At 66.2% G+C, this 24,773-nt stretch carries 24 protein-coding genes and 1 tRNA gene; 23 read left to right on the top strand and 2 right to left on the bottom strand.

Going from position 1 to position 24,773, the window contains the following annotated elements; genetic code table 11:
* The first annotated feature begins 33 nt into the window (after positions 1-33).
* Together mazG and TK90_RS09820 are read left to right on the top strand one after the other, a co-directional pair.
* Positions 34-861: a nucleoside triphosphate pyrophosphohydrolase gene (gene mazG / locus TK90_RS09825; RefSeq protein ID WP_012983325.1), complete on the top strand. Its 828-nt coding sequence runs from the start codon at positions 34-36 to the stop codon at positions 859-861.
* Positions 858-1,586, top strand: a complete 729-nt coding sequence (locus TK90_RS09820) for a ferredoxin--NADP reductase (RefSeq protein ID WP_012983324.1) — start codon at positions 858-860, stop codon at positions 1,584-1,586. Before mazG ends, TK90_RS09820 begins: the two co-directional genes overlap by 4 nt.
* Before the next feature lie 143 nt (positions 1,587-1,729).
* Here TK90_RS09820 and nadB read toward each other — a convergent pair whose 3' ends face one another.
* The gene (nadB, locus tag TK90_RS09815) at positions 1,730-3,370 is read right to left on the bottom strand and encodes an L-aspartate oxidase (protein ID WP_012983323.1); all 1,641 of its coding nucleotides are present in this window, start codon (positions 3,368-3,370) and stop codon (positions 1,730-1,732) included.
* A gap of 144 nt (positions 3,371-3,514) precedes the next feature.
* Between nadB and rpoE the strand changes: the two genes are divergently transcribed.
* The 18 genes from rpoE to TK90_RS09725 all read left to right on the top strand — a co-directional run bounded on the left by rpoE (position 3,515) and on the right by TK90_RS09725 (position 19,963).
* Positions 3,515-4,096 (top strand): RNA polymerase sigma factor RpoE, encoded by a 582-nt coding sequence (rpoE, locus tag TK90_RS09810; protein ID WP_012983322.1) that lies wholly within the window; start codon positions 3,515-3,517, stop codon positions 4,094-4,096.
* Between the two features lie 11 nt (positions 4,097-4,107).
* Positions 4,108-4,677 (top strand): sigma-E factor negative regulatory protein, encoded by a 570-nt coding sequence (locus TK90_RS09805; RefSeq protein ID WP_012983321.1) that lies wholly within the window; start codon positions 4,108-4,110, stop codon positions 4,675-4,677.
* Positions 4,678-4,683: 6 nt separating this feature from the next.
* Positions 4,684-5,667 carry a MucB/RseB C-terminal domain-containing protein gene (locus tag TK90_RS09800; protein ID WP_012983320.1) on the top strand — a complete coding sequence of 328 codons (984 nt, stop codon included), beginning with the start codon at positions 4,684-4,686 and terminating at the stop codon, positions 5,665-5,667.
* 5 nt (positions 5,668-5,672) lie between these two features.
* A complete protein-coding gene (locus TK90_RS09795; protein ID WP_017925699.1) occupies positions 5,673-6,158 on the top strand; it encodes a SoxR reducing system RseC family protein in 486 nt (161 codons plus the stop codon).
* An 88-nt stretch (positions 6,159-6,246) separates the two neighbouring features.
* Positions 6,247-7,656: a DegQ family serine endoprotease gene (locus TK90_RS09790; protein WP_041444269.1), complete on the top strand. Its 1,410-nt coding sequence runs from the start codon at positions 6,247-6,249 to the stop codon at positions 7,654-7,656.
* Between the two features lie 49 nt (positions 7,657-7,705).
* Positions 7,706-7,945: a glutaredoxin family protein gene (locus TK90_RS09785; RefSeq protein WP_026148139.1), complete on the top strand. Its 240-nt coding sequence runs from the start codon at positions 7,706-7,708 to the stop codon at positions 7,943-7,945.
* A complete protein-coding gene (gene lepA / locus TK90_RS09780; protein WP_012983316.1) occupies positions 7,942-9,747 on the top strand; it encodes a translation elongation factor 4 in 1,806 nt (601 codons plus the stop codon). The genes TK90_RS09785 and lepA overlap by 4 nt, the downstream gene beginning before the upstream one ends.
* Before the next feature lie 49 nt (positions 9,748-9,796).
* On the top strand, positions 9,797-10,567 hold the full coding sequence (gene lepB, locus TK90_RS09775) for a signal peptidase I (protein ID WP_012983315.1): 771 nt from the start codon (positions 9,797-9,799) through the stop codon (positions 10,565-10,567).
* Positions 10,568-10,626: 59 nt separating this feature from the next.
* The gene (locus tag TK90_RS09770; protein ID WP_041444268.1) at positions 10,627-10,983 is read left to right on the top strand and encodes a DUF4845 domain-containing protein; all 357 of its coding nucleotides are present in this window, start codon (positions 10,627-10,629) and stop codon (positions 10,981-10,983) included.
* Positions 10,984-10,998: 15 nt separating this feature from the next.
* Positions 10,999-11,703, top strand: a complete 705-nt coding sequence (gene rnc / locus TK90_RS09765; protein WP_041444267.1) for a ribonuclease III — start codon at positions 10,999-11,001, stop codon at positions 11,701-11,703.
* A gap of 5 nt (positions 11,704-11,708) precedes the next feature.
* Complete coding sequence (gene era / locus TK90_RS09760; protein WP_012983312.1) at positions 11,709-12,620, top strand: GTPase Era; 912 nt, start codon at positions 11,709-11,711, stop codon at positions 12,618-12,620.
* 16 nt (positions 12,621-12,636) lie between these two features.
* The gene (locus TK90_RS09755) at positions 12,637-13,296 is read left to right on the top strand and encodes a DNA repair protein RecO (protein WP_012983311.1); all 660 of its coding nucleotides are present in this window, start codon (positions 12,637-12,639) and stop codon (positions 13,294-13,296) included.
* 56 nt (positions 13,297-13,352) lie between these two features.
* The gene (locus TK90_RS09750) at positions 13,353-14,120 is read left to right on the top strand and encodes a pyridoxine 5'-phosphate synthase (RefSeq protein WP_012983310.1); all 768 of its coding nucleotides are present in this window, start codon (positions 13,353-13,355) and stop codon (positions 14,118-14,120) included.
* Between the two features lie 7 nt (positions 14,121-14,127).
* Positions 14,128-14,511 carry a holo-ACP synthase gene (gene acpS, locus TK90_RS09745; protein ID WP_012983309.1) on the top strand — a complete coding sequence of 128 codons (384 nt, stop codon included), beginning with the start codon at positions 14,128-14,130 and terminating at the stop codon, positions 14,509-14,511.
* A 421-nt stretch (positions 14,512-14,932) separates the two neighbouring features.
* Positions 14,933-16,153, top strand: coding sequence for an FtsH protease activity modulator HflK (gene hflK / locus TK90_RS09740; RefSeq protein ID WP_012983308.1), 1,221 nt, complete (start codon positions 14,933-14,935; stop codon positions 16,151-16,153).
* Positions 16,153-17,037 (top strand): protease modulator HflC, encoded by an 885-nt coding sequence (gene hflC / locus TK90_RS09735; RefSeq protein ID WP_012983307.1) that lies wholly within the window; start codon positions 16,153-16,155, stop codon positions 17,035-17,037. The genes hflK and hflC overlap by 1 nt, the downstream gene beginning before the upstream one ends.
* Positions 17,038-17,478: 441 nt before the next feature.
* A complete protein-coding gene (locus TK90_RS09730) occupies positions 17,479-18,663 on the top strand; it encodes an ATP phosphoribosyltransferase regulatory subunit (protein ID WP_012983306.1) in 1,185 nt (394 codons plus the stop codon).
* A 4-nt stretch (positions 18,664-18,667) separates the two neighbouring features.
* Positions 18,668-19,963 carry an adenylosuccinate synthase gene (locus TK90_RS09725; protein ID WP_012983305.1) on the top strand — a complete coding sequence of 432 codons (1,296 nt, stop codon included), beginning with the start codon at positions 18,668-18,670 and terminating at the stop codon, positions 19,961-19,963.
* A 138-nt stretch (positions 19,964-20,101) separates the two neighbouring features.
* On the opposite strand, the gene TK90_RS09720 is transcribed toward TK90_RS09725, so the two are convergent.
* Positions 20,102-20,188 (bottom strand) — tRNA-Leu (locus tag TK90_RS09720).
* Between the two features lie 240 nt (positions 20,189-20,428).
* Between TK90_RS09720 and rnr the strand changes: the two genes are divergently transcribed.
* The 3 genes from rnr to TK90_RS09705 all read left to right on the top strand — a co-directional run bounded on the left by rnr (position 20,429) and on the right by TK90_RS09705 (position 24,628).
* Positions 20,429-22,918, top strand: coding sequence for a ribonuclease R (gene rnr, locus TK90_RS09715; protein ID WP_012983304.1), 2,490 nt, complete (start codon positions 20,429-20,431; stop codon positions 22,916-22,918).
* An 11-nt stretch (positions 22,919-22,929) separates the two neighbouring features.
* Positions 22,930-23,685: a 23S rRNA (guanosine(2251)-2'-O)-methyltransferase RlmB gene (gene rlmB, locus TK90_RS09710; protein WP_012983303.1), complete on the top strand. Its 756-nt coding sequence runs from the start codon at positions 22,930-22,932 to the stop codon at positions 23,683-23,685.
* Positions 23,686-24,187: 502 nt separating this feature from the next.
* Positions 24,188-24,628 (top strand): cytochrome c, encoded by a 441-nt coding sequence (locus TK90_RS09705; protein WP_148216254.1) that lies wholly within the window; start codon positions 24,188-24,190, stop codon positions 24,626-24,628.
* The last annotated feature ends 145 nt before the right edge of the window (positions 24,629-24,773 follow it).

The raw sequence follows: 24,773 nt of genomic DNA, 5'->3' as shown, positions 1-24,773 counted from the left end.
GCCTGCCCACCGGACCCCTTACACTCCACCCTCATGAGGAATACCAACCCCGTGGAGCGCCTGCGCGCGATCATGGCGCGCCTGCGTGATCCCGAGCAGGGCTGTGCCTGGGACCGGGCGCAGACTGCCCAGACCATCGTGCCCCACACACTCGAGGAGGCCTTCGAGCTGGCCGACGCGATCGCTCGCGACGATGGCCGCGAGGCGGCCAGTCGCGAGCTGCGCGACGAACTGGGCGATCTTCTCTTTCAGGTGGTCTTTCAGGCACGGATCGCGGAGGAGGCGGGGCGCTTTGACCTCGATGACATCGCCCGTGCGATCGGCGACAAGCTGGTGCGGCGCCACCCGCATGTATTCGCCGATGCCGAATACTCGGATGATGCCGCCCGCGAGGCGGCCTGGGAGTCGGCCAAGGCCGAGGAGCGCGCCGCGCGCGACCACCACAGTGCGATGGACGATATCCCGCTGGCGATGCCGGCCCTGGCCCGTGCCGCCAAGACCCAGCGCCGCGCGGCCCGGCTGGGCTTCGACTGGGACGACCCGGCCCCGGTGCTGGAGAAGATCCACGAGGAACTGGACGAGGTCCGCGAGGAGTTGGCCGGCGACGCCGATCCCGAGCGCGTGGCCGAGGAGATCGGCGATCTGCTGTTTGCCGTGACCAACTGGGCGCGCCACCTGGGGGTGGAACCGGAGGGCGCGCTGCGCGGGACCACGCGCAAGTTCGAGGCGCGCTTTCGTACCATGGAGGCCCTGGCCCGCGCGCATGGGCAGGCCCTTGAACAAATGGATTTCGACGCCCAGGAGGCCCTTTACCAGGAGGCCCGGCGGCGTGAACGCGACACCAACACGGACCTCGAATGACACACGCTGTTGAACTGCCCGAACACTTTATGCCGGCCCGGATCGAGGTCATCGAACAGGTCACACCGCTGATCAAGGTCTTTACCCTGTCGGCTGACCCGGCGCGCTTTTCCAGCAAGGCCGGGCAGTGGCTGGACCTGGTGATCCCGCAGCCCGCTGGCAAGCCCTTTGTCGGGGGGTATTCGGTGGTCTCCGCGCCGCGTGATGACGGGCGGCTGCAGCTCGCGATCAAGTATGCCGATCACCATCACGCCACGCATTACCTGCACACCACCGCGCGCGAGGGGGATACGGTCTATATCACCCCCGGCCAGGGCAGCTTCTTCTTCGAGCCGGGTATGGCACGGAACGTCGTGCTGCTGGGCGCGGGGATTGGGGTCACGCCGCTGTTCAGCATCCTGCGCGCGGTCAATGACGGCATGCCGGACGTCTACGCCCATCTTGTCTACAGCGTCGCCCACCAGGACGAGATGCTGTTCCCCGACGAACTGGCGCACCTGGCCAAGGCCGAGAACATCGACGTAACGCTGACCGTGACGCGCGAGGCCGAGGACTGGCTGGGCCACACCGGGCGCATCAGCCACGAGCTCCTCGAGTCCCTGAACCTGCCGCGCGACGCCCTGTTCTACTTCTGTGGTTCGCGCGAGTTCATCGAGGACATGGCCACGCTGCTGGCCGAGTGGGGAATCCCCGAGGCCCAGCTCAAGTACGAGAAGTGGTGGTAGCGCCGTAGCGCTTGCCTCCATCATTGCGAGGAGCCGCAGGCGACGCGGCAATCTGCCCGAAGCTGGACGTCGCTTTGGGGTTCGCTGGCTTGCGGATACCGCTTGCTTCGTCGCGAGGTTCCTCGCAATGACGGGGAAGCAGGTTACGGCCGGCGGCGGTCGCCGGGGCGCAGGGCGTTGTCCGGGGCCAGGATCGTCGGCTGGCCGTCCAGGGCCGGGTCGGTCTCGGGGTAGTCGCGAATAAAGTGCAGCCCGCGGCTTTCCTTGCGGGACAGGGCGCTGGTTACGATGATCTCCGCGACCATGGCCAGGTTGCGCAGCTCGAGCAGGTCCGGCGAGATGCGGAAGTGGCTGTAATACTCGTGAATTTCTTCCTGCAGGATGCGGATGCGGCGCTCGGCGCGGTGCAGGCGCTCGCGGGTGCGCACAATGCCGACGTAGTCCCACATCAGGCGGCGCAGTTCGTCCCAGTCGTGGGCGACCACGACCTCTTCCTCGGATTCCGTGACCCGTGACTCGTCCCAGGCGGGCGGTACCGCGAGCTGCTCCGGCGCGGGCAGATCGGTCTGTGACAGGATATGCTCGGCGGCGGCGCGGGCGTAGACCAGGCACTCCAGCAGCGAGTTGCTGGCCATGCGGTTGGCCCCGTGCAGACCGGTGTAGGAGACCTCGCCGGCCGCGTACAGGCCCGGCAGATCGGTCTGGCCAAAGTGGTTCACCATCACCCCGCCACAGGTGTAGTGCGCGGCCGGCACCACCGGCAGCGGTTCGCGAGTCATGTCGAAGCCGAACTCCAGGCAGCGCTCGTGGATCGTCGGGAAGTGTTCGCGGATGAACTCTGCTGGCTTGTGACTGATGTCCAGGTTCACGTGATCCAGGCCGAGGCGTTTCATCTCGTGGTCGACCGCGCGCGCGACGATGTCGCGCGGGGCCAGTTCCGCGCGCTCGTCGAAGCGCGGCATGAAGCGCTCGCCGTCGGGGAGTAACAGCAGTCCACCCTCGCCACGTACCGCCTCGGAGATCAGGAACGATTTGGCGCGCGGGTGGAACAGGCAGGTTGGGTGGAACTGCATGAACTCCATGTTCGCGATGCGGCAGCCGGCCCGCCAGGCCATTGCGATCCCGTCGCCGGTGGCGCCATCGGGGTTGGAGCTGTACAGATAGACCTTGCTCGCGCCGCCGGTCGCCAGGATCACGGTTGGGGCGAGGATGGTCTCCACTTCGCGGGTCTTGGCGTCCTGCACATAGGCGCCGATCACGCGCCGGGTGCCATCCACGGGCTGGGTGATCAGGTCCACTGCCACGTGGCGCTCGAAGACCTCGATGCTGGCCTGCCCGGAGGCGCTCTTCACGAGGGCGTCCTCAATCGCGCGGCCGGTCGCATCGGCCGCATGGGCGACGCGCCGGGCGCTGTGCCCCCCCTCGCGCGTCAGGTGCAGCCGGCTGCGCCCCTCCAGGGCCTCGCGCGTGAACGGCACGCCGAGGTTCAGCAGCCACTGGATCGCCTCGGGGCCGGCGGCCACGGTGCGGCGTACGGCGTCCGGATCGCACAGGCCGGCCCCCGCATCCAGGGTGTCGGCGATATGGGCATCGAACGAGTCGGCGCGGTCGAGAACAGCGGAGATGCCGCCCTGGGCATAGCGGGTCGAGCCTTCGTCCACCGGGCCCTTGCTGATCACGGTTACGCGGCGATGGGGGGCCAGATGCAGGGCGGCGGAGAGCCCCGCCGCGCCACTCCCGATGACCAGTACGTCGGCCAGGCGAGGTTGTTGTACTGTTCCCATGGCTCAGGTAACGTGCTGCGCTTGTTGCCCGAGCAAATCGTGGCCCTTTCGCAACAGTGTTGTGCGGAAAGCGAACTTAATGCGAGTCAGGCGGTCCATGCATCATAGATTACCGGAGACCGGTGCCCTGGCGGGAGCCCCCGCATGAGCGAGAAGGCTTCCGACGAGGCCCTGGTCAAACGCGTACAAAACGGCGACAAGGCGGCTTTCGACATCCTGGTGCTGAAGTATCAGCACAAGATCATCAATCTGGTCGGGCGCTATGTGCATGATCAGGCTGCCGCCCTGGATGTGTCCCAGGAGGCCTTTATCAAGGCGTACCGGGGGCTGGCGAACTTTCGCGGCGAGAGTGCGTTCTACACCTGGCTCTACCGTATCGCCATCAATACGGCCAAGAACTACCTGGTTTCCCAGGGACGGCGGCGGCCGGAGGCCGAAGTCGACGCACAGGACGCGGAACAGATGAGCGGTGATTCCGCTCTCAAGGACAATGCAACCCCGGAGGGGGAGCTCTTGTCCGAGGAGATAGAAGGCGCGGTGCAGCGCACCATCGAGAAACTGCCCGACGACCTTCGCATGGCGATTATGCTGCGCGAAATCGAGGGACTGAGTTACGAAGAAATCGCGCAGACGATGGGATGTCCGATCGGTACCGTACGGTCGCGCATCTTCAGGGCCCGCGAGGCCATCGACCGGACCTTGCGTCCTTTGTTAGACGAAGAATGACGAGAAGCACCATGAAAGAACAAGTCACCAAGAATGAACGTCTATCCGCCCTCGTAGACGGAGAAACGGATGACTTCGAGACGCGGCGCCTGATCGACGAACTGGTCAAGTCCGAAGAGGACCGCAACCAGTGGGAACGCTATCACCTGATCGGCGACAGTCTCCGCGGCGGGCTGCGCAACACCGCCCCCGCACATTTCATGGATGATATCCGCACGGCCCTGGCGGACGAACCCGTCCTGCAGGGCGTACCCCGACGCGAGTCGCCGCGCTGGCTGAAGCCCGTCGCCGGCACCGGAGTGGCCGCGGCCGTGGCGATGGTCACGCTGGTTGGCATGCAGATGCTGGGGGATCAACCCGGTCAGGATGCGACCCCGGTGGCCGTGGAAAGCGGTACCCCGGCGGCTACGGGTGATGTGCAGACGGCCAGCTCCCGCGCCGGTGCCGATGACTCGGCACAGACAGAGGGTGGCGACTCCCTGGATCCGCGGTTTGCCCGCTACCTCGAGAACCATGCCGAACTGACCGGTCCGGGCTCCTCGGCCCTGGGACGCGTACGCTACTCGGTCAGCGACGAGTAATACGTCATGTGGCGTGGGCTGCCGCTCGTTCTGGCCGCAACCGCGCTCTGCCTTCCGGCACAGGTCCTCGCGGACGAGGCCTCGCCGTCGGAATGGCTCGAGCGCATGACGACAAGCCTGCATGCGGAGAGTTACCAGGGCACCTTCGTGTTGCAGCGCGATGACCGCATCGACACCATTCGCGTGGTGCATGTCGCCGAGGATGGTGGCTACCGCGAACGTCTGGAAACCCTGACTGGCGCCGAACGCGAGATCCTGCGATCGGTGGACCGACTGAGCGCTATCAAGGGCGCGCGCGGCGCGTCGGGCGATGGTGCGCAGTCGCCGCTGGGGCCTGCCGGTGCGCCCGTTTCCCTGCTGCAAGAACACGACCTCTATTCCCTGGACATCCAGGGCCTGGACCGCGTGGCCGGTTATCCCTGCACCCTGATTCTGGCGCGCGCGCGGGATGCTCTGCGCTACAGCCATCGCTACTGTCTCCATATGGACAGCGCCCTGCCGCTCCTGAGCGAGCTGTACGACCCCAAGGGCAAGCTGCTGGAGCGGCTTGCCTTCACCGATCTGGAGTTGAGCGGCGAGATCGCCGAGAGCGAACTCGAGCCGACGACCGATCAGGCCGAGCACATCGAGGTGCGCGCCGATCGCGGCCACAAGAAGCCCCAGTGGGACGACGACAACGGCCTGGGTGGCTGGAAGTTTGGCGAACTCCCCCCTGGCTTTCAGGCAGTCGCCGCCACGGAGCGCTCGCTGGGTAATGGGGACGAGATCTCGCGCCACTTCGTGCTGAGTGATGGTCTGGCGTCGGTGTCGGTCTACGTCGAGCCGGCGGATGGCGAGAAGAGTTTCGAGGGTACGACCCGTGCCGGCGCCACGCATGCCGCGGCGCGGGTGATGGCCGGGCATCAAGTCACGGCGGTCGGCGATGTGCCCCATGTTACGGTCCAGCAGGTGCTGGACGCGGTCTATTACCAGGGCGCCGCGGGCGACTAAGACCCGTGGGACACTGGATCGAGGAACAGGGTGTCGTGCTCTCGGCCGAGGCGCACAGCGCGCGCGTGCGCATCGAGCGCCAGTCCACCTGCGGAAGCTGTTCGGCCCGCACCGGCTGCGGTAGCGGTGTGCTGTCCGAGGTGCTGGGGCGAAAGGCTGTGGAGGTGACCATCGGCCATCCGGGTCAACTCCGTGCCGGCGATCGCGTGGTCATCGGGATTCGCGATCAGGCTCTGGTTTCGGGGGCCCTGGCGATGTACTTGCTGCCCCTGCTGGGCCTGGTTGCCGTGCCGGGGCTGCTGATGCTGGCCTGGCCGCTGCTGGGCGAGGGCTGGCTGATGCTGGCCGGTGCGGCGGGTTTTGTGCTGGGGCTCGGCGGGGTGCGGTACTGGATGCGTCACCGCGCACCGGATCTGGCGCCGGTATTTCTGCGGCGCGAGCCTGATGCGGGGGTGGTGCGGGCGCAGGGCCGTCCGCGTCCGATCGAATAATGCAGGCAATCGCCGGGAACTTGTCCCGGTACGAATTTTCTAGAGCATGAACGCACGAGCAAGAGCGGCTTCAATCATGACGCGACCGATGCAATGGGCCCTGCTGGGGCTGATCCTGTTTGCCTTCTCCCTGCCGGCCTCGGCGTGCATGCTGCCGGACTTTGTCCCGCTGGCGGAGGAGCACAGCCCCGCGGTGGTCAATATCTCCACCACGCGTGAGCGCGAGGGTGGTCAGACGGGCGGACACCCCGATTTCGAGGGTTCTCCGTTCGAGGACCTGTTCGAACGCTTCTTCGGTTCGCCCCCGGGCGGTGAGGGGGGGCAGGGACGGATGCCCGAGCGCAGCTCGCTGGGGTCCGGCTTTATCTACACCGAGGACGGTTACATCATCACGGCGAACCACGTCGTGGAGGGGGCTTCCGAGGTCGTCGTGCATCTCTCCGACCGGCGTGTGTTCGATGCCGAAGTGGTCGGCAAGGACCCGCAAAGCGACGTGGCTTTGCTGAAGATCGATGCCGATGATCTGCCGACGCTGGAGCTGGGCTCCTCGGACGACCTCAAGGTCGGCGAGTGGGTGCTCGCGATCGGCTCGCCGTTTGGCTTTGACCACTCCGTGACGGCCGGGATCGTCAGCGCCAAGGGGCGCAATCTCCCGACCGAGAACTACGTCCCGTTCATCCAGACCGATGTCGCGATCAACCCCGGGAATTCGGGTGGCCCGCTGCTGAATCTGGACGGCAAGGTCGTGGGGATTAATGCCCAGATCTACAGCCGCACCGGTGGCTTCATGGGGCTGTCGTTCGCCGTCCCGATCGAGATGGTCGAGGATGTCGTCAAGCAGCTGCGCGAGCACGGCGAGGTCACGCGAGGCTGGCTGGGCGTGCTGATCCAGGAGGTGACGCGTGATCTGGCTGAGTCGTTTGGTATGGACAAGCCCAGCGGCGCCCTGGTCGCCCGCGTGCAGTCGGACAGCCCGGCCGAGAAGGCCGGCTTCGAGACGGGGGATGTGATCCTCAAGTTCAATGGGATCGAGGTCCCGAACTCCTCCGCCCTGCCGCCGATCGTGGGACGCACACCGGTCGGCACCGAGGCCGAGGTGGAGATCCGTCGCGGCGAGGAGACCAGGACCCTGATGGTCGAGATCGAACGCCTGCCGGACGATATCGCGGCGGAGCGCGGTGGTCCCCAGCCGGAGCAGGGAGAGCGTGCCGAGCCGCAAAGCCTGCTCGGGATGCATCTGGAGCCGCTGGACGCGGCCCAGGCCGAGGAGCTGGGTCTCGACGGCGGGCTCGTGGTTACGGAGGTGACCGGCAACCCGGCGCGTTCCTCCGGCATTCGTCCGGGCGACGTGATCGTGCAGTTCGGTCGCCACTCGGTGGATTCGCTGGACGCGCTGGAAGAGCAGATCGAGGCCGCCGGTAGTGGGCGCACGGTGCCGGTCCTGATTCACCGCGACGGCAACCCGACGTTTATCGCCTTGCGTATCCCGTCCGAATGATGGTCGTGGCCTGGCCCGGGCGCTGTGCGCCCGGGCGGCGGCGATCATGATGCCAACCCTGACGCTGTATCACCGCGAGGGCTGCGGGCTTTGCGAGCAGATGCTCGCGGAGCTTTCGGCCCTCAAAAGTCGTTATACTTTCGCCCTCGAGGTCGTCGACATCGACGAGGACCCGGGCCTGCGCGCGCGTTTCAACGCGAAGGTCCCGGTGCTTGCGGTCGACGACGACATTCTTTGCTGCCATTTCCTCGACCGAAAGGCACTGCTGGACCGACTGGCCCCTGCATGACCGAAACTCGCCTCACCCGCAATTTTTCCATCATCGCGCACATCGACCACGGCAAGTCCACGCTGGCCGACCGCCTGATCCAGGGCTGCCACGGCCTGACCGAACGCGAGATGTCCGAGCAGGTGCTGGACTCGATGGACCTGGAGCGCGAGCGCGGAATCACCATCAAGGCGCAAAGCGTCTCGTTGTTCTACGACGCCCAGGATGGCCAGCGCTATCAGCTGAATTTCATCGATACCCCGGGGCATGTGGACTTTTCCTACGAGGTGTCGCGTTCGCTGTATGCCTGCGAGGGCGCGCTGCTGGTCGTCGATGCCTCCCAGGGTGTGGAGGCGCAGAGCGTGGCCAACTGCTATACCGCGATCGACCAGGGGCTCGAGGTCGTCCCGGTGCTCAACAAGATCGACCTGCCGGCGGCCGAGCCGGACCGCGTGGCGGCAGAGATCGAGGACGTGATCGGCATCGAGGCCACCGACGCCGTGCGGGTCTCGGCCAAGACCGGCGAGGGCATCGCCGAGCTGCTCGAGGAGATCGTGCGTCGAATCCCGCCGCCGGAGGGGGACGCCGAGGCCTCGCCCAAGGCCCTGGTGATCGACTCCTGGTACGACAACTACCTGGGCGTGGTGGCGCTGGTGCGGGTGAAGGCCGGGCGCTTTTATGCGGGGCAGAAGATCAAGGCGATGTCGGTCGGGCGTGCCCACGAGGTCAGCCGAGTCGGGGTATTCACGCCCAAGCCGGTGGACCGCGAGACCCTGGAGGTGGGCGAGGTCGGCTATCTGATCGCGACTATCAAGGACATTTCCGGGGCCAAGGTGGGCGACACCTTCACCGACTTCAACAACCCGGCCTCCGAGCCGGTGCCGGGCTTCCAGGAGGTCCAGCCGCGGGTGTTCGCCGGGCTGTTCCCGGTCAGCGCGGATGACTTCAACGACCTGCGCGATGCGCTGGACAAGCTGCGCCTGAACGATGCCGCGCTGTCCTTCGAGCCGGAGACGTCGCAGGCGCTGGGCTTTGGCTTTCGCTGCGGCTTCCTCGGCATGCTGCACATGGAGATCGTGCAGGAGCGCCTGGAGCGCGAGTACGACCTCGACCTGATTACCACCGCGCCCACGGTGGTCTACGAGGTGGAAAAGAGCGACGGCGAGGTGGTGATGGTGCACAACCCATCCGGGCTGCCGCCGAGCAACGAGATCGCCGAGATCCGCGAGCCGATTATCGAGGCGAACATCCTCGTGCCGCAGGACTACGTCGGCGCGGTGATCACCCTGTGCATCGAAAAGCGCGGGGTGCAGACCAAGATGCAGTACCTGGGGCGTCAGGTGCAGCTGTCCTACGAGCTGCCGATGTCCGAGGTGATGCTGGACTTCTTCGACCGGCTGAAGTCCGCAACCCGTGGCTACGCCTCGTTCGACTACCAGCCGCGGCGCTTCCAGGCGGCGCCACTGGTGCGCGTGGATATCCTGATCAACGGCGAGCGAGTGGATGCCCTGTCCGGGATCGTGCATCGTGACCACGCGGAGTCGCGCGGTCGCGAACTGACCGAGCGCATGGCCAAGATCATCCCGCGGCAGATGTACGAGGTGGCGATCCAGGCGGCGATCGGCTCGAAGATTATCGCGCGCTCCACGGTCAAGGCGATGCGCAAGAACGTCCTGGCCAAGTGCTACGGGGGTGACGTCTCGCGCAAGCGCAAGCTGCTGGAGAAGCAGAAGGCCGGCAAGAAACGCATGAAGTCGATTGGCAAGGTGGATGTGCCGCAGGAGGCCTTCCTGGCGGTGCTGTCGGTCGGCGACGACAAATAACGCCCGGCTTGGAGCGGGCACGCCGCGAGGCGGTGATCGAGGACAATAGATGGCGAATCTGGAACTGATCCTGGTACTGGCCACGGCCGCAACGGGCCTGATCTGGCTGGGCTGGGTGCTCCTGCGGCGGCGGTTGAGCCCCGAGCGCCAGGCGCGCATGCCGTGGTTCGTGGACTATTCGCGTTCGTTCTTCCCGGTGCTGCTGATCGTGCTGGTGCTGCGGTCGTTCGTGGCCGAGCCGTTCCGTATCCCGTCGGGCTCCATGATGCCGACCCTTCTGGTGGGCGACTTCATCATGGTGAACAAGTTCTCCTACGGGATCCGCCTGCCGGTTACGCGTACGAAGGTCCTGGACATGGGCGAGCCCGAGCGTGGCGAGGTCGTGGTGTTCAAGTACCCCCGCAACCCGCAGGAGGACTACATCAAGCGCGTGATCGGGCTGCCGGGCGACACCATCGAGTTCCGCGATCGCGTGCTCTACGTCAACGGCGAGGCACAATCGGCCGAGCGCGTGGGGACCTTCGAGGGCGAGGGGTCCGGGGAAATGATGTCCGGCGCCTCGCTGTACGAGGAGACCCTCGACGGGCGCACCTACACGACGCTGATGCGCGAGGAACGCCCAAGCCTGGATGGCTCGGTGACGGTCCCCGACGGTCACTACTTCATGGTCGGCGACAATCGCGACAACTCGAACGACAGCCGGACCTGGGGTTTTGTCTCCGAGGACCTGCTGGTGGGGCGTGCCCTCTTTATCTGGCTGCATTGGGATTACAATGAAGGGCACAGGGACTTTTCCCGGATTGGCCAGGCAATTCGTTAGGTCCATTTCGCGGGCGCAGGCAACCAGGGGATAGGGCGATGCGGCATTCCAGACATTCCATGCGCGGGGCGGGTGCCCTGACGGTGATGGCGTTGATCCTGCTGGCGCTGCTGGTCGGGACCTTCGTGATCAAGATGGGCACTCAGTACACCCAGTACCTGACCGTGCGCTCGATCATGCAGGATGTCGCGGCCCAGCCCGGTGCGGCCGAGAAAAGCGAGCGCGAGCTGTGGCGCGAGATGAACCGCCGGTTCCAGATCAACTCGGTGTACGACGGGATTGAGGAGGACGACTTCTCGGTGACCGAGGAGGGCGATCGCCGGCAGATGCATCTGGAATACGAAGTCCGCCGCGAGTTCCTGGGGAACGTGGATGTGGTCGCGCGTTTTTCCCGTAGCGAAACCCTGGCGCCCTAGAGAAACACTGTGGGATTGTCGGAACGTAACCTTCAACGATCGAGTCGCGATTTTCGCGAGCTGCTGCCGGAGTCAGTGCGCGAGGGCGATGGCGTTCGCCAGGCCCTGACCCATCGCAGTGCCGGCGGGCGCAACAACGAGCGCCTGGAGTTTCTGGGCGATGCGGTCCTGGGCCTGGTTATCGCCGATGCCCTGTACGAGCAGCTGCCGGACGCGCCAGAGGGGGATCTCACGCGTCTGCGCGCGGCGCTGGTCAACCGCGAGTCGCTGGCGGCCCTGGCGCGCGAGTCGGGACTGGAAGGCACGCTCAATCTCGGCCAGGGCGAACGCAAGAGCGGCGGCCAGCGGCGCGATTCCATCCTCGCCGACGCAGTCGAGGCTCTGATTGGAGTGACGTACCGCGAGGCGGGTATGCAGGCTGCACGCGACTTCACCCTCGCACTCTATGCCGAGCGCCTGGGGAATCTCCCCTCCGCCGAGTCCCTGAAGGACCCGAAGACCCGGTTGCAGGAACAGCTGCAGGGCCGCAATGCGGAATTGCCTGTTTACGAAGTGCTGGAGGTGGTCGGTCCCGATCATCAGCGCCGTTTCACCGTCTCCGTGCACCTGCCTACCCAGGGCTGGGGTCAGCAGGGCGAGGGCTCCTCTCGGCGCCGCGCGGAGCAGGCCGCGGCCGAGGCTGCGCTGCAGCGGTTGCAGCAGCAGGCCCAGGAGCAGTGAGCGACATGGACAGCGCCCCCGAGTCCGGAACGCGGTGCGGTTTGGTCGCGCTGGTTGGCCGTCCGAATGTCGGCAAGACCACGCTGATGAACCGCCTGGTGGGCGAGAAGCTGGCAGCCACTACGCGGCGTCCCCACACCACGCGCAATCGCATCCTCGGCATCGTGACCGAGGGCGACGACCAGATCGTGCTGATGGACACCCCGGGGATCGATACCGAGCGCACGCGCCTGGTAAACCGGGTACTGAACCGCACGGCCAGTCAGGCCCTGGCCGACGCGGACCTGGTGTGTTTCCTGGTGGAGGCGGGACGCTTCGGTGAGGGCGACGAGCGCATCGAACAGCTGATTCGCCAGTCCGAACGGCCGGCCCTGCTGGTGATCAACAAGGTCGATCGGGCGCGGGAAAAAGAAGAACTGCTGCCGTTTATCGCGGGGCGGATGGAGGCAATGCCGTATGCAGGTGTCGTCCCGCTGTCGGCGAAGACAGGCTCCAACGTCGCGGGCCTGATCGACGAAATCCGGGCGCACCTGCCCGCGGGACCCTTCCTCTACGACCCCGAGCAGCTGTCCGATCGCCCGGAGCGCTTCCGCGCCGAGGAGATGATCCGCGAATCCCTGCTCGAGAGCCTCGGACAGGAGGTCCCGTACTCGGTGGCGGTGCGCGTGGAACAATGGGCTGACGAGCCGCGGACGACGCACATCGATGCGGTGATCATGGTCGAGCGCGACAGCCAGAAGGGCATCGTGATCGGCAAGGGTGGGCAGCGTCTGAAGCGGATCGGGCAGGCGGCGCGTCTGCAGCTTGAAGAACTGCTGGGGCGCAAGGTCATGCTGCGCCTGACGGTGCGCGTCGAGGCCGACTGGACCCGGAACCCGCGCGCCCTGCGCGAGCTGGGCATCGAAGAACCCCGGTGAAGGCCCTGCGGCGCGCATGAGTGGCGCGGCGACGGCGGTCACCCAGGGTGTAGTGCTGCATGCGCGTGCACTGCGCGAAAACAGCCGTGTGCTGGAACTGCTGACGGGCGAGGCCGGGCGGGTGGCGGCGGTGGTACGTGGCAAGGCGGGGTCGGTACAGCCCTTTGTGCTGCTGGATCTGGCCTGGCGCGGTCGTGGCGAGCTTCCTACGCTTCAGGTGGCGGAGCAGCAGAGGGTCTTCCCGTTGACCGGGCGGACGCTGGTTTGTGGTTTGTACCTGAACGAACTGGTATTGCGCCTCTATCCGCGCGAGGCCCCCATCCCCGAGGCGCTGCCGGCCCTGCTGACGGCCTACGCGCGGCTGGCGGCCCGGGAGCGGGCAGACGTAGTGTTGCGCCGCGCCGAGTGGGCGTTGCTGCTGCCGATCGACTCCGGGCTCGAGCATGTCGATGCCGCCGAGCTTGAACCGGCGGTCTGGTATCGGTACGAGCCCGAGATGGGGCTGGAGCCCACGGCACCGGGGCGCGCGGGCGCCATCGCCGGGGAGGCCCTGGTGGCGCTGGCTTCGGGGCAGTCGGTCCCCGATAATTATGCCCGCCCGGCGCGTGACTTCATGCGCGCCCTGATTGACCATCACCTGGCCGGTCGCGCGCTGCGCACGCGAGCGCTGCTGTAGCCCCGGCCCTGACACGCATCCAAGCCCATACAAGCCCATATAAGGCCACTCGTACCATGTCGTATCCCGCACCGCTCAAGCTGGGGGTCAACCTCGACCACATCGCCACGATCCGCCAGGCGCGCCACACCCCGTATCCCGACCTGATGCAGGCGGTGCGCCTGGCCGAAGCCAGCGGCGCGGACTCGATCACCCTGCATCTGCGCGAGGACCGCCGGCATATCCAGGACGACGATGTTTTCGGCATCAAGCCGAAACTCACGGTCCCGATGAATCTCGAGATGGCCGCCACCGAGGGCATGCAGGCCATCGCATTGAAGCTGCTCCCGGAGGCCTGCTGCATCGTGCCGGAAAAGCGCGAGGAGCTGACTACCGAGGGTGGCCTGGATGCGGCCGGACAGCTCGAGCGGCTGCGCGATTTTGTGGCTCCGCTGACCACGGCCGGGATCGAGGTCTCGCTGTTCGTGGAGCCGGATGTGCGCCAGCTGGAGGCAGCGGTCAAGATCGGCGCCCCGGTGGTGGAGCTGCATACAGGCGCCTACGCCAATGCCCGTGATGCGGCCGAGCGCGAACGCTTGCTGGCCGGGATCAACGAGGCCGCCGCTGCCGGTCAGGCCATGGGGCTGGTGATCAACGCCGGTCATGGGCTCGATTACGACAATGTGCGTCCGATCGCTGCGAATCCGGTCTTTCACGAGCTGAATATCGGCCACTCCATCGTGGCCCGGGCACTGTTTACGGGATTGCCGGAGGCGGTCAGCCACATGCGCGGGCTGATGGACGCCGCCCGCGCAGGCCTGCCCGTCGGCCAGTACCCGGTGTGATCGCCAGATGATCCTCGGGATTGGTACCGACCTCGTCCAGGTGGCGCGCATGCAGGGCATGTGGGAGCGCCACGGCCGGCGCCTGACCGAGCGTATCCTGCATCCGGTGGAGCAAGCCGACCTGCCGCCGGAGCACCCGGCGGGCTTCCTCGCCCGGCGCTTTGCGGCCAAGGAGGCCCTCGCCAAGGCGCTGGGCTGCGGAGTCGGGGCCGACATGGGGCTGGCCGAGGCCGGGGTGACCCATGATGCCCGCGGGCGCCCCGAATTCGTGCTGGAAGGCCGCACGCGGGCAACCGCCGAACGCCTTGGTGTGGTCGCCATTCACCTCAGCATCAGCGACGAGCGCGAGTATGCCCAGGCCTTTGTCGTCATCGAGGGAACCACTGGTTAACGTACACACTCGCGTTGGCACCCCAGGTTCCCCGGTCCTGCGTTGCACCGCTTGCGGGTAGGACCACTACCCACTGCGCGGCGTGCCTTGTCTCGGAAAACCTGGGGTGCCAACCCCGCAGGCCATTGTGAGCGGGGGCTCGGCCGCCCGTTGTTGCTCAAAAACGGGCACGGGAACGGCGTTGCGGCTCCCTTGTGCACAATGAGTGCACGGCAGTCACCGCACTTTGTTCACACGCAAAAGCTTTGAGGCAGCGAGCGTGTACATTGATCCGTGTTTCCCTGGGGCGACGAGTAACCCGTATTTCCCTCCGGACGTGGTTGCCCGGGTGGGGCCGGCTCCCTAGAATGTGGCCCCTTATGCCCATCCGTGTCAGTTGAACGGATGGTGCCAGCCCTGAGCGAGTGACGGAGTCCAGTCCATGCCCTGGAACGAACCGGGAAATAGTAACCGCGACCCCTGGAGTGGGGGCGGCGGTGGCCAGCGCGGCGGTGGTAGCGGTGGCGGCGGGGGCAACCAGCCCCCCGATCTGGAAGAAATGATGCGCAAGCTGTCGCGCCAGCTGAACGGAATCTTCGGTGGTGGTGGCGACAGTGGTTCTGGCGGTTCCTCCGGCGGTGGCATGGGCCGTGGTACCCAGGCCCTGGTCAGCCTCGGGCTGATTATCGCGCTGGTGGTATGGCTGGCTTCCGGCTTTCACATCATCTCCGAGGGCGAGCGTGGTGTAGTGCTGCGCTTTGGCGCCTTCCAGGAAGTGAAGAATCCGGGTCCCGGCTGGCACTTGCCGTATCCGATTGAGCGGATCGAGATTGTCAACGTCGACAACGTGCGAACCATCGAGCACCGCGCGCTGATGCTGACCGGCGACGAAAACATCATCGATATCGATATCGCGGTGCAGTACCGCATCCTCGATCTGGTCGATTTTCTCTTCAACGTGCGCAACCCCGATATTACCGTGGACCATGTGATGGAATCGGCGATTCGCGAACGTGTCGGACGGTCCAATCTGGACTTCATCCTCGGGGAAGGGCGTGGGGAAATCGCATCCTCGGCACGTGTGGTCATGCAGGAAAGCCTGGATTCCTATGGGGCCGGGGTAACGGTCACCGCCGTGTCCATGCAGCAGGCCCAGCCGCCTGAACCGGTCCAGGAGGCCTTTGCCGACGCGATCCGTGCCCGCGAAGACGAGGTCCGCTTCCGCAACGAGGCCGAGGCCTACGCCAATGGCGTGATCCCGCGGGCACGTGGTCAGGCGGCCCGTATCATCGAAGAAGCCGAGGCCTATCGTGATCAGGTCATTGCGCGGGCCGACGGTGATGCCTCCCGCTTCGATCAGTTGCTGGTCGAATACCAGCAGTACCCGGAAGTGACCCGCGACCGTCTGTATCTGGAGGCCGTCGAGGCGGTGCTCGAGGATTCGCGCAAGGTCATGCTCGACGTGGGTAGCAGCAACAACCTGATGATGCTGCCGCTGGATCAGCTGTTCCGTGGTACCGGTACCCGTTCCAACTCGGGTGATACGCCGACCCCGCAACCCATCGATACCAGCCGCGGTGGCCTGGGTGCCACTACTGGGTCAGGTGTCAATCGACTGGGTAGCCGTGATCCGGCGGCCCAGCGCTCGCGGGAGGTGCGCTAATGCTACGCATAGCCGGTATCGCCGTTGTTGTCATCGGGATCGTGGTGGCGCTTTCGACCTACACCGTCGACGAGCGCGAGCGCGTGATCAAGTTCGCCCTGGGCGAGATCCGTCAGGTCGACCCCGAGCCCGGTCTGCACTTCAAGTTTCCGCTGATCCAGAACGTCGAGAAATTCGATGCCCGGATCATGACGCTGAACATCCCGCCGGATCGGTTCCTGACCTCCGAGGCGAAGAACATCATCGTCGACTTCTACGCCAAGTGGCGGATCGACGACGTCGGCCAGTTCTACCGCTCGACCCGCGGTGACGAACGTCTGGCCGAGGAACGCCTCGCCCAGATCCTGCGCGACGGCATGCGTAACGAGTTCGCCCGCTACGAACTGCAGGAAGTCGTGGCCGGCGAGCGGCTCGAGATCCTGGGTGCGGTGCGTCAGACGGCGCTCGAGACGGCGCTGGAGCTGGGGATCAACCTGGTCGACGTTCGCGTGCGCCGGATGGACCTGCCGGACGAGGTCTCCGAGTCGGTGTACGAGCGTATGCGCGCCGAGCGTCAGCGCGTGGCGCAGGACTTCCGGGCCCGTGGTCAGGAGGAGGCCGAACGTATTCGCTCGCGTGCTGATCGTGACCGGACGGTCATCCTCGCGAACGCCTACCGTGACTCCGAGGAGATCCGGGGTGCCGGTGATGCCCGCGCCACCGAGACGCTGGGCCGTTCGTTCGGTGAAGATGAAGAGTTCTTCCGCTTCTACCGGAGCCTGATCGCCTACCGCAACAGCATGAGCGGCGAGAAGAGCACCTTCATCCTGGAGCCGAACTCGGAGTTCTTCCAGTTCTTCAACGCGCCGGGCGGGGAGCGGCCGGCGCCGCTGCCGACCCAGTAACACCGGGGCCGGGTGCCATCGCAGGTGCCCGGTGCGCGGTGACCGTTTGACTCGGGCCCGGTCTTCCGGGCCCGAGTCATGCCGGGACCCGGTGCGCATCGGGTGATACATGGGAAACACTGATCAATGTACACACTCGCGTGGGTACCCCGGGTTTCCCGAGACCAGGCGCCTCTGGCAGCGGGTAGTGGTTCTACCCTCCCGTTTTTGATGGCTTGGTCGCAACGCAGGATCGGGGAGCCTGGGGCACCAACCCCGCAACCCATTGGATGCAAGGGATCGGCCGACCATTGTGATCAAAAACGGGCGCGGAAATGGCGTTGCGGCTCCCTTGTGCAGGATGCTGCAAGGCGGTCACCGCGCCTTGTTCGCACACGAAAGCGACGAGGCAGCGAGTGTGGACATTGACCCGTGTTTCCCTAGGATAAAGGCAGGGACGAGATGACCGAGATCAACCGCTGGCTACTGCCGGATGGCCTCGACGAGGCGCTGCCGGACGCCGCCCGGCGTCTGGAGGGGCTGCGCCGTCGGGTGCTGGACCAGTTCGATACCTGGGGCTATGACCTGGTCATGCCGCCGCTGGCGGAATACCTGGAGTCCTTGCTGGTGGGTGCGGGCCATGCGCTGGATTTGCAGACCTTCAAGCTGACCGACCAGATGAACGGTCGCCTGATGGGGGTGCGCGCGGATCTGACCCCGCAGGTGGCACGCATCGATGCGCATCGCCTGAAGGTCGAGGGGCCCAACCGCCTCTGCTATGTCGGGAGTACGCTGCGTACGCGTGCGGACGAGTGGTCCGGGTCGCGCAGTCCTCTGCAGGCCGGGGCCGAGCTGTTTGGGCATGACGGTCTGGATTCCGACCTCGAAATCATCCGCCTGATGCTCGCCACACTGGAGATCTGCGGGGTTTACCAGCCCAGCATGGACCTGGGTCATGTCGGCATCTATCGCGCGCTGGCGCGCGAGGCCGGTCTGGACAATGCCCGCGAAGAGGCCTTCTTCGATCAGTTGCAGCGCAAGAGCGTCCCCGAGATCGAGGAGACCCTCAAGGCATGGGGGGCGGAAGGCATGGATGCGGCCGTTTGCCGGCGATTGCGCGCACTGGTGGATCTCAATGGGGACGCCGGCGTCATTGCCGCCGCCCGCGAGGCCCTGGCCGGTGCGCCGTCCGAGGTGGGGGCGGCCCTGGATCACCTGCAGGCGGTGGCGGAGCGTCTGGAGGCGACACAACCGAATGTGGACCTCCATGTTGATCTCGGCGAATTGCGCGGTTATGCCTATCACACGGGCCTGGTGTTCGCGGTGTTCGTGCCAGGCTCGGGGCAGGCGATTGCACGCGGCGGGCGCTACAACGATATTGGTCGCGTCTTTGGCCGCGCGCGCGCCGCGACCGGCTTCAGTACCGACCTGCGCGAGTTGCTGCGCCGTGCCGAGGTGGCGCCGCCGGTACCGCGTCGAACGGTGCGTGCGCCGGCCTCGGGCGATGTGGCCATGGAGGCCGCGATCGCCGACCTGCGTGCCCGCGGCAATCGCGTGGTGCGCGATCTGGAAGGGCAAACCAATGAACCCCCCGCTGATGCGCGTCTCGAGCTGCGCGACGGGGCCTGGACGGTAGTGGAGTACTGAGCCGATGGGACGTTTCGTAGTCGTACTGGGCAGTCAGTGGGGTGACGAGGGCAAGGGCAAGATCGTCGACCGCCTGACCGAGGACGCCGCCGCTGTTGTCCGTTTTCAGGGTGGGCACAATGCCGGGCATACCCTGGTGATTGATGGCGAGAAGACCGTGCTGCACCTGATTCCTTCGGGGATCCTGCGCGAAGGTGTGGAATGCATGATTGGCAACGGGGTGGTGCTGTCGCCCGAGGCGCTGATTACCGAGATGGAAGAGCTGGAGGCCAAGGGCGTTCCGGTCGCGGATCGTCTGCGCCTGTCGGACGCCTGCCAGCTGATCCTGCCCTACCACGTCGCGCTGGACCATGCGCGCGAAAAGGCGCGCGGCAAGGCCGCGATCGGGACCACCGGGCGCGGGATCGGCCCCGCCTACGAGGACAAGGTCGCCCGTCGTGGCCTGCGCCTGGACGACCTGTTCCACCGCGAGCGCCTGGCCGCCAAGCTGGGCGAGGTGATGGACTATCACAACTTCGCCCTGAAGCACTACTTCAAGGCCCCGACCATCGATCAGCAGGAGGTGCTGGAGCAGTGCCTGGCGCACGCCGAGCGCCTGCAGCCGATGGTCGCGGATGTCGCCGGACGGCTGCACGAGCTGCGTGCCCAGGGCCGGGACGTGATGTTCGAGGGCGCGCAGGGCACCCTGCTGGATATCGACCACGGGACCTATCCGTTCGTTACCTCGTCCAACACGACCGCCGGCGGGGCCTCGACGGGCTCCGGCGTCGGTCCGCGCGATATCGACTACGTGCTGGGGATCACCAAGGCCTATACCACCCGTGTCGGAGCCGGCCCGTTCCCGACTGAGCTGTTCGACAACATGGGCGAGCACCTGGCCACCCGGGGCAACGAGTTCGGCTCCACCACCGGGCGCGCCCGGCGCTGCGGCTGGTTCGATGCGGTCGCGCTCAAGCGGGCGGTCGCGATCAACAGCATCAGCGGCCTGTGCATGACCAAGCTGGATGTGCTGGACGGGCTGGAGAGCGTGCAGATCTGTGTCGGCTATGACTGTGGCGGCAAACGCCACGAGGTGCCGCCGTCCGGGGCCGAGGCCTATGCGGCCTGCAAGCCGATCTACGAGGAGATGCCGGGCTGGCAGGAATCCACCGTCGGGATTCGCGAGTACGACAAGCTGCCTGCCGCGGCGCGGGCCTATCTGGAGCGTCTGTCCGACGTGGTGGGTGTCCCGATCGACATGATCTCCACCGGGCCCGACCGCGACGAAACGCTGGTCCTGCGCGATCCGTTCGACGGCTGATTCCAGGCAGACCCTGAGCGGGCGGTGCGGGTTGCAACCCGTGTCGCCCGCGCGGGCACGCGTATATCCGCCGATACACGGTTATCCGTGCGGAGGATGGGCGGGTGTTGTCGTCTCGGGGATGGAGAAGCAGGTAAATGGTGCCGAGGAGAGGACTTGAACCTCCACGAGCTTTCGCTCACTAGCACCTGAAGCTAGCGCGTCTACCAATTCCGCCACCTCGGCACGAGGTCGGATCGCCGGTACGAGACCGGGTCCTGCGCTTCAGGAGCGCGCAATATAGTGCGCGACCAGGAGCCTGTCAACGCCGGTGCGAGACTCCCGAGTCATGGGTGCGAACGTGATACCGGGTTCGCGTGTCCCCCGGGCGTTTCCGCGCAGCGAATCTTTACATGCCGCATAATAGGTAGCTTGTGTCGCCAGCCTGTTGTTGGTGGCCACCGAATCATCCAACGAGTTGTTTGAATGCCAAGAAAAAGAAGCAAGGCGCCGGCCGATCCCAATTTCGAGCGCGAGGCGCAGAAGTACGACAATCCCATCCCCAGCCGCGAGTTCATCCTCGGGCTCCTGCAGGAAGCCGACAACCCCCTGTCCTATGACGAGATTGCCGAGCGTCTGGAAATTTCCGACGACGACCGTCTCGAGGCCCTGCGCCGTCGCCTGAAGGCGATGGAGCGCGACGGCCAGGCGCTGTGCAACCGGCGCGGCGCCTATCTGCCGGTCAACCAGGAAGACCTGATCCGCGGACGCGTCATTGGGCACCCGGACGGCTTCGGCTTTCTGGTGCCGGACGAACAGGACGACGATCTGTTCCTCTCGCCGCGCCAGATGCGTGGTGTGTTCCATGGCGACCGCGTGCTGGCGCGGGTCATGGGCGTGGATCGTCGCGGTCGCCGCGAGGGCGGCATCGTCGAGGTCCTCGAGCACAACACGACCCAGGTGGTCGGGCGCCTGCGCATCGAGGACGGGGTGGGCATCCTGACCCCGGACAACAAGCGCATCACCCACGACATCCTGGTGCCGCCCGATGGCCTGGGCGAGTCCGGGGACGACCAGATCGTGGTCGTGCGTATCCGCGAGTCCGCGTCGCGCACGGCACGCCTGCGCGGGGACGTGATCGAGGTGCTGGGTGAGCACATGGCGCCCGGCATGGAGATCGATATCGCGATTCGTGCCCATGGTCTGCCGCACGAGTGGCCGGAGGAGGTCGCTGCTGCAGCCGACGAGCTGGGCGCCGAGGTCAGCGAGAAGGCCAAGAAGGGCCGCCTGGACCTGCGCGCACAGCCGTTTGTGACCATCGATGGCGACGACGCGCGGGACTTTGATGACGCGCTGTATTGCGAGCGCGACGGCAAGGGCTGGCGTCTGTGGGTCGCCATTGCGGACGTGTCGCACTACGTCGAGCGGGAGGCGGCGCTGGACCGCGAGGCACGTACGCGCGGGACCTCGGTGTACTTCCCGAACAACGTGATCCCGATGCTGCCGGAGGTGCTGTCCAACGGGCTGTGCTCGCTGAACCCGAACGTGGACCGGCTGAGTATGGTCTGCGAGATGGAGATCGGCGCGCGTGGCGCACTGAAGAGCTACCGCTTCCACGAGGGCCTGATCCGCTCGCATGCGCGCCTGATCTACGAGGACGTTGCGGCGATGCTCGATGGCGATGCGCCGCTGCGCGAGCAGAATGAGCATGTGATGCCCCACCTGGAGGTCCTGCACGAGGTCTTCAAGGCGCTGCATGCCGCGCGCAACCGTCGCGGCGCGATCGACTTTGATACCACCGAGACGAAGATCATCTTTGGCGAGGATCGGAAGATCGAAAAGATCGTGCCGACCGAGCGCAACGACGCGCATCGCATGGTCGAGGAATGCATGATCATGGCCAACGTGGCGGCCGCGCGCTTCCTCAAGAAGCACAAGGTGCCGGCGCTTTACCGTATCCATGACCAGCCGCCGACCGACAAGGTTGACGACCTGCGCGACTTCCTCAATGGGGTGGGCCTGACGCTCGGCGGCGGCAGTGAACCGAGCCCCCGTGACTACACCGAGGTGCTGAAGGCGGCGAAAAAGCGCCCCGACCAGCAGCTGATTCAGACCGTGCTGCTGCGCTCCCTGAGCCAGGCGGTGTATGCCCCCGAACTGGACGGCCACTTCGGGCTGGCGCTGGATGACTACGCCCACTTCACCTCGCCGATCCGGCGCTACCCGGATCTGCTGGTGCATCGTGGCATCCGCCATGTGCTGCGCAAGGGCAGCAACAAGGCCTTCCCGTACTCGCACAACGACATGGAATCCCTCGGCGAGCACTGCTCCATGGCGGAACGCCGTGCGGATGACGCCACACGTGACGCGGTCGCCTGGCTCAAGGCCGAATACATGCAGGACAAGGTCGGCGAGACCTTTGACGGCGTGGTCTCCGGAGTGACCGGATTCGGGCTGTTCGTCGAGATCAAGGATGTCTATATCGAGGGCCTGGTGCACGTGACGGCCCTAGACAACGACTTCTACCACTTCGAGCCGAGTCGTCACACCCTGACCGGCGAGCGCGGTGGGCGGGTATTCCGCATTGGCGACGAGGTGCGCGTGCAGGTTGTGCGCGTTAGCCTGGATGATCGCAAGATCGATCTGGCACTGGCCGAGGAAGCCAAGGGCGAGGCCGCGCCGAAGAAGAAATCCGGCCGCGGTCGCAAGCGCAAGGACGCCGAGTCCGTGCAGCCGGCGCCGGAGGCCGCGCCCGAGCAGGGCCAGGACGACGCCCCGCCGAAGAAGAAGCGCCGCCGCCGCGGTGGGCGCGGTCGCGGCAAGTCGGCGGAGTCCGCGGCTGAAGCCCCGGCTACGGAAGCTCCGGCCTCAGCCACTGACGCCGCAGAGACGGCGCCCGGCGCCGATGACGAGCCCGGTGGCAAATCCGGCCGGCGCCGCCGTGGCCGTCGGCGCCGTTCGTCCAGCCCCTCTTAGGAACACAGGCGATGGGCAAGGGCGGCAAGGGTCCTCGCGGCGAATCCTTCGGCGGGATCCACGCGGTCGCGGCCGTACTGCAGCACGCCCCGGAGCGGGTGCGTTTGTTGCAGCTCGCGAGCGGTACGCTGGAGCCTGCGCTGGCGCAGTTGCTGGAGCAGGCCCAGGCGCGCGGAATCTCGGTGGAACGTGCCGGGCGCGACAAGCTCGACCAGCACCACCCCGGGTTTCAGCATCAGGGTGTGATCGTGCATTGCGCCCCGCGCCCGGTTGTCGAGGAAAAGGCGCTGGTCCAGCGCGTACGCAACGGGCTGGACCTCGTGCTGGTGCTGGACGGGGTCACCGATCCGCACAACCTGGGTGCCTGCCTGCGCACCGCAGACGCGGCCGGTGCCGGTGCCATCGTGACACCCCGACACCACAGCGCGGCGCTCACGCCGGCGGCGATCAAGGTCGCCTCGGGGGCGGCGGAAACCGTGCCGGTGGTCGCAGTCGGCAACCTCGCGCGGACCCTGGCGGCATTGAAGGATGCCGGCATGTGGACCGTGGGTCTGGATGGTGCCGCGCACGAGGACCTCTATGCGGTGGATCTGCGGCCGCCGACCGCGATCGTGATGGGGGCCGAGGGGGAGGGCATGCGGCGCCTGACTCGCGAGGCTTGCGATCATCTCGCGAGGATCCCGATGGGCGGCACGGTGGAGAGCCTTAACGTCTCGGTGGCGACCGGCATCACACTGTTCGAGGCCCGGCGCCAGCGGCGCGCCTGATACGCTGCAGGCATGTACGCGCGAACCCGTCCAGTGCAGTGGTGGCTGCTGTTATCCCTGCTGGTGCTGGCGCTGACCATTCCCGCCATGCAGTCGGCGCCTGCGGTCGATAGTGACCCGTCCGGGGCGTGTGCGGACATGCATTGCGATCACGGCACGGAGACGGCCGAATGCCTCGGTCATGGCTGCTGCATGGCCCCTCCGTGCGCTACCCCCTCCAGCGTTTCCGGCCCATATATGACCGCCGGAGAGCCCACGCTTCTGCGCGCGAGAACACCCCGCGGGCCTCCCAATCCTCCGCCGAAAACCTGAGCGTTTCGCATCGACGGTGCCCGATCCGGCATCTGTTTTCGTTTTCGACTGAGAGGGATTGAACATGCCAATGAAAAACCACACCGTGCTCCGCTCCCTGACGGGCACCGGTCACAACGCGGATATGCTCGGCGGGGATCGTCTTCACCCTGCGTCTGAACGCCAGGGCAGGGTGGGGCGAACCACTACCATGACCCGGTCCGTCCTGGCTGCTGCGATCGTTGGGTTGAGCCTGGTCCTCGCGGGCTGTGGTGATGAGACCCCGGATACGACGGAGCAGGAGCGGGCGCCCTATCCAATCCAGGGCGTCAATGTCGAGCTGCTGGGCGATCCGCAGCTCGGGCGCGAGCGTTTTCAGCAAAGCTGCGCGGAGTGCCACGGCTCCGATGCACGGGGTACGGAACAGGGACCGGCGCTGGTGCATCGGATCTACGAGCCATCGCATCACGCTGACGTTACGTTTTTTATGGCCGTGGAGCGCGGGGTGGTCGCGCACCACTGGGACTTCGGCGACATGCCCCCGGTTCCCGGTCTCGACTACCAGGATGTGGCCGATATTGTCGCGTGGGTGCGGCACGAGCAGCGCGACGACGGCATCATCCCCGACGACGAGTGGCCGGTGGACGACTGAAACCGCAGGCCGGGTCCCGCGCCGCTGCCCGGCGGTGGCGGGCTTGTTGCCGGGGCCCAGTTCGTTTAAGGTATCGCGCCTTTCCGTCTGCCGGTAATCCGGCGGACGGAATCCTTGCCTCACCGCGATGACGGGAGGCTGATAC

The sequence above is a fragment of the Thioalkalivibrio sp. K90mix genome (assembly GCF_000025545.1).
In the GTDB taxonomy this organism is placed as follows: domain Bacteria; phylum Pseudomonadota; class Gammaproteobacteria; order Ectothiorhodospirales; family Ectothiorhodospiraceae; genus Thioalkalivibrio.
The sequence above is the reverse complement of the archived record's forward strand: the minus strand, read 5'-3'. Positions and strand labels throughout refer to the sequence as shown.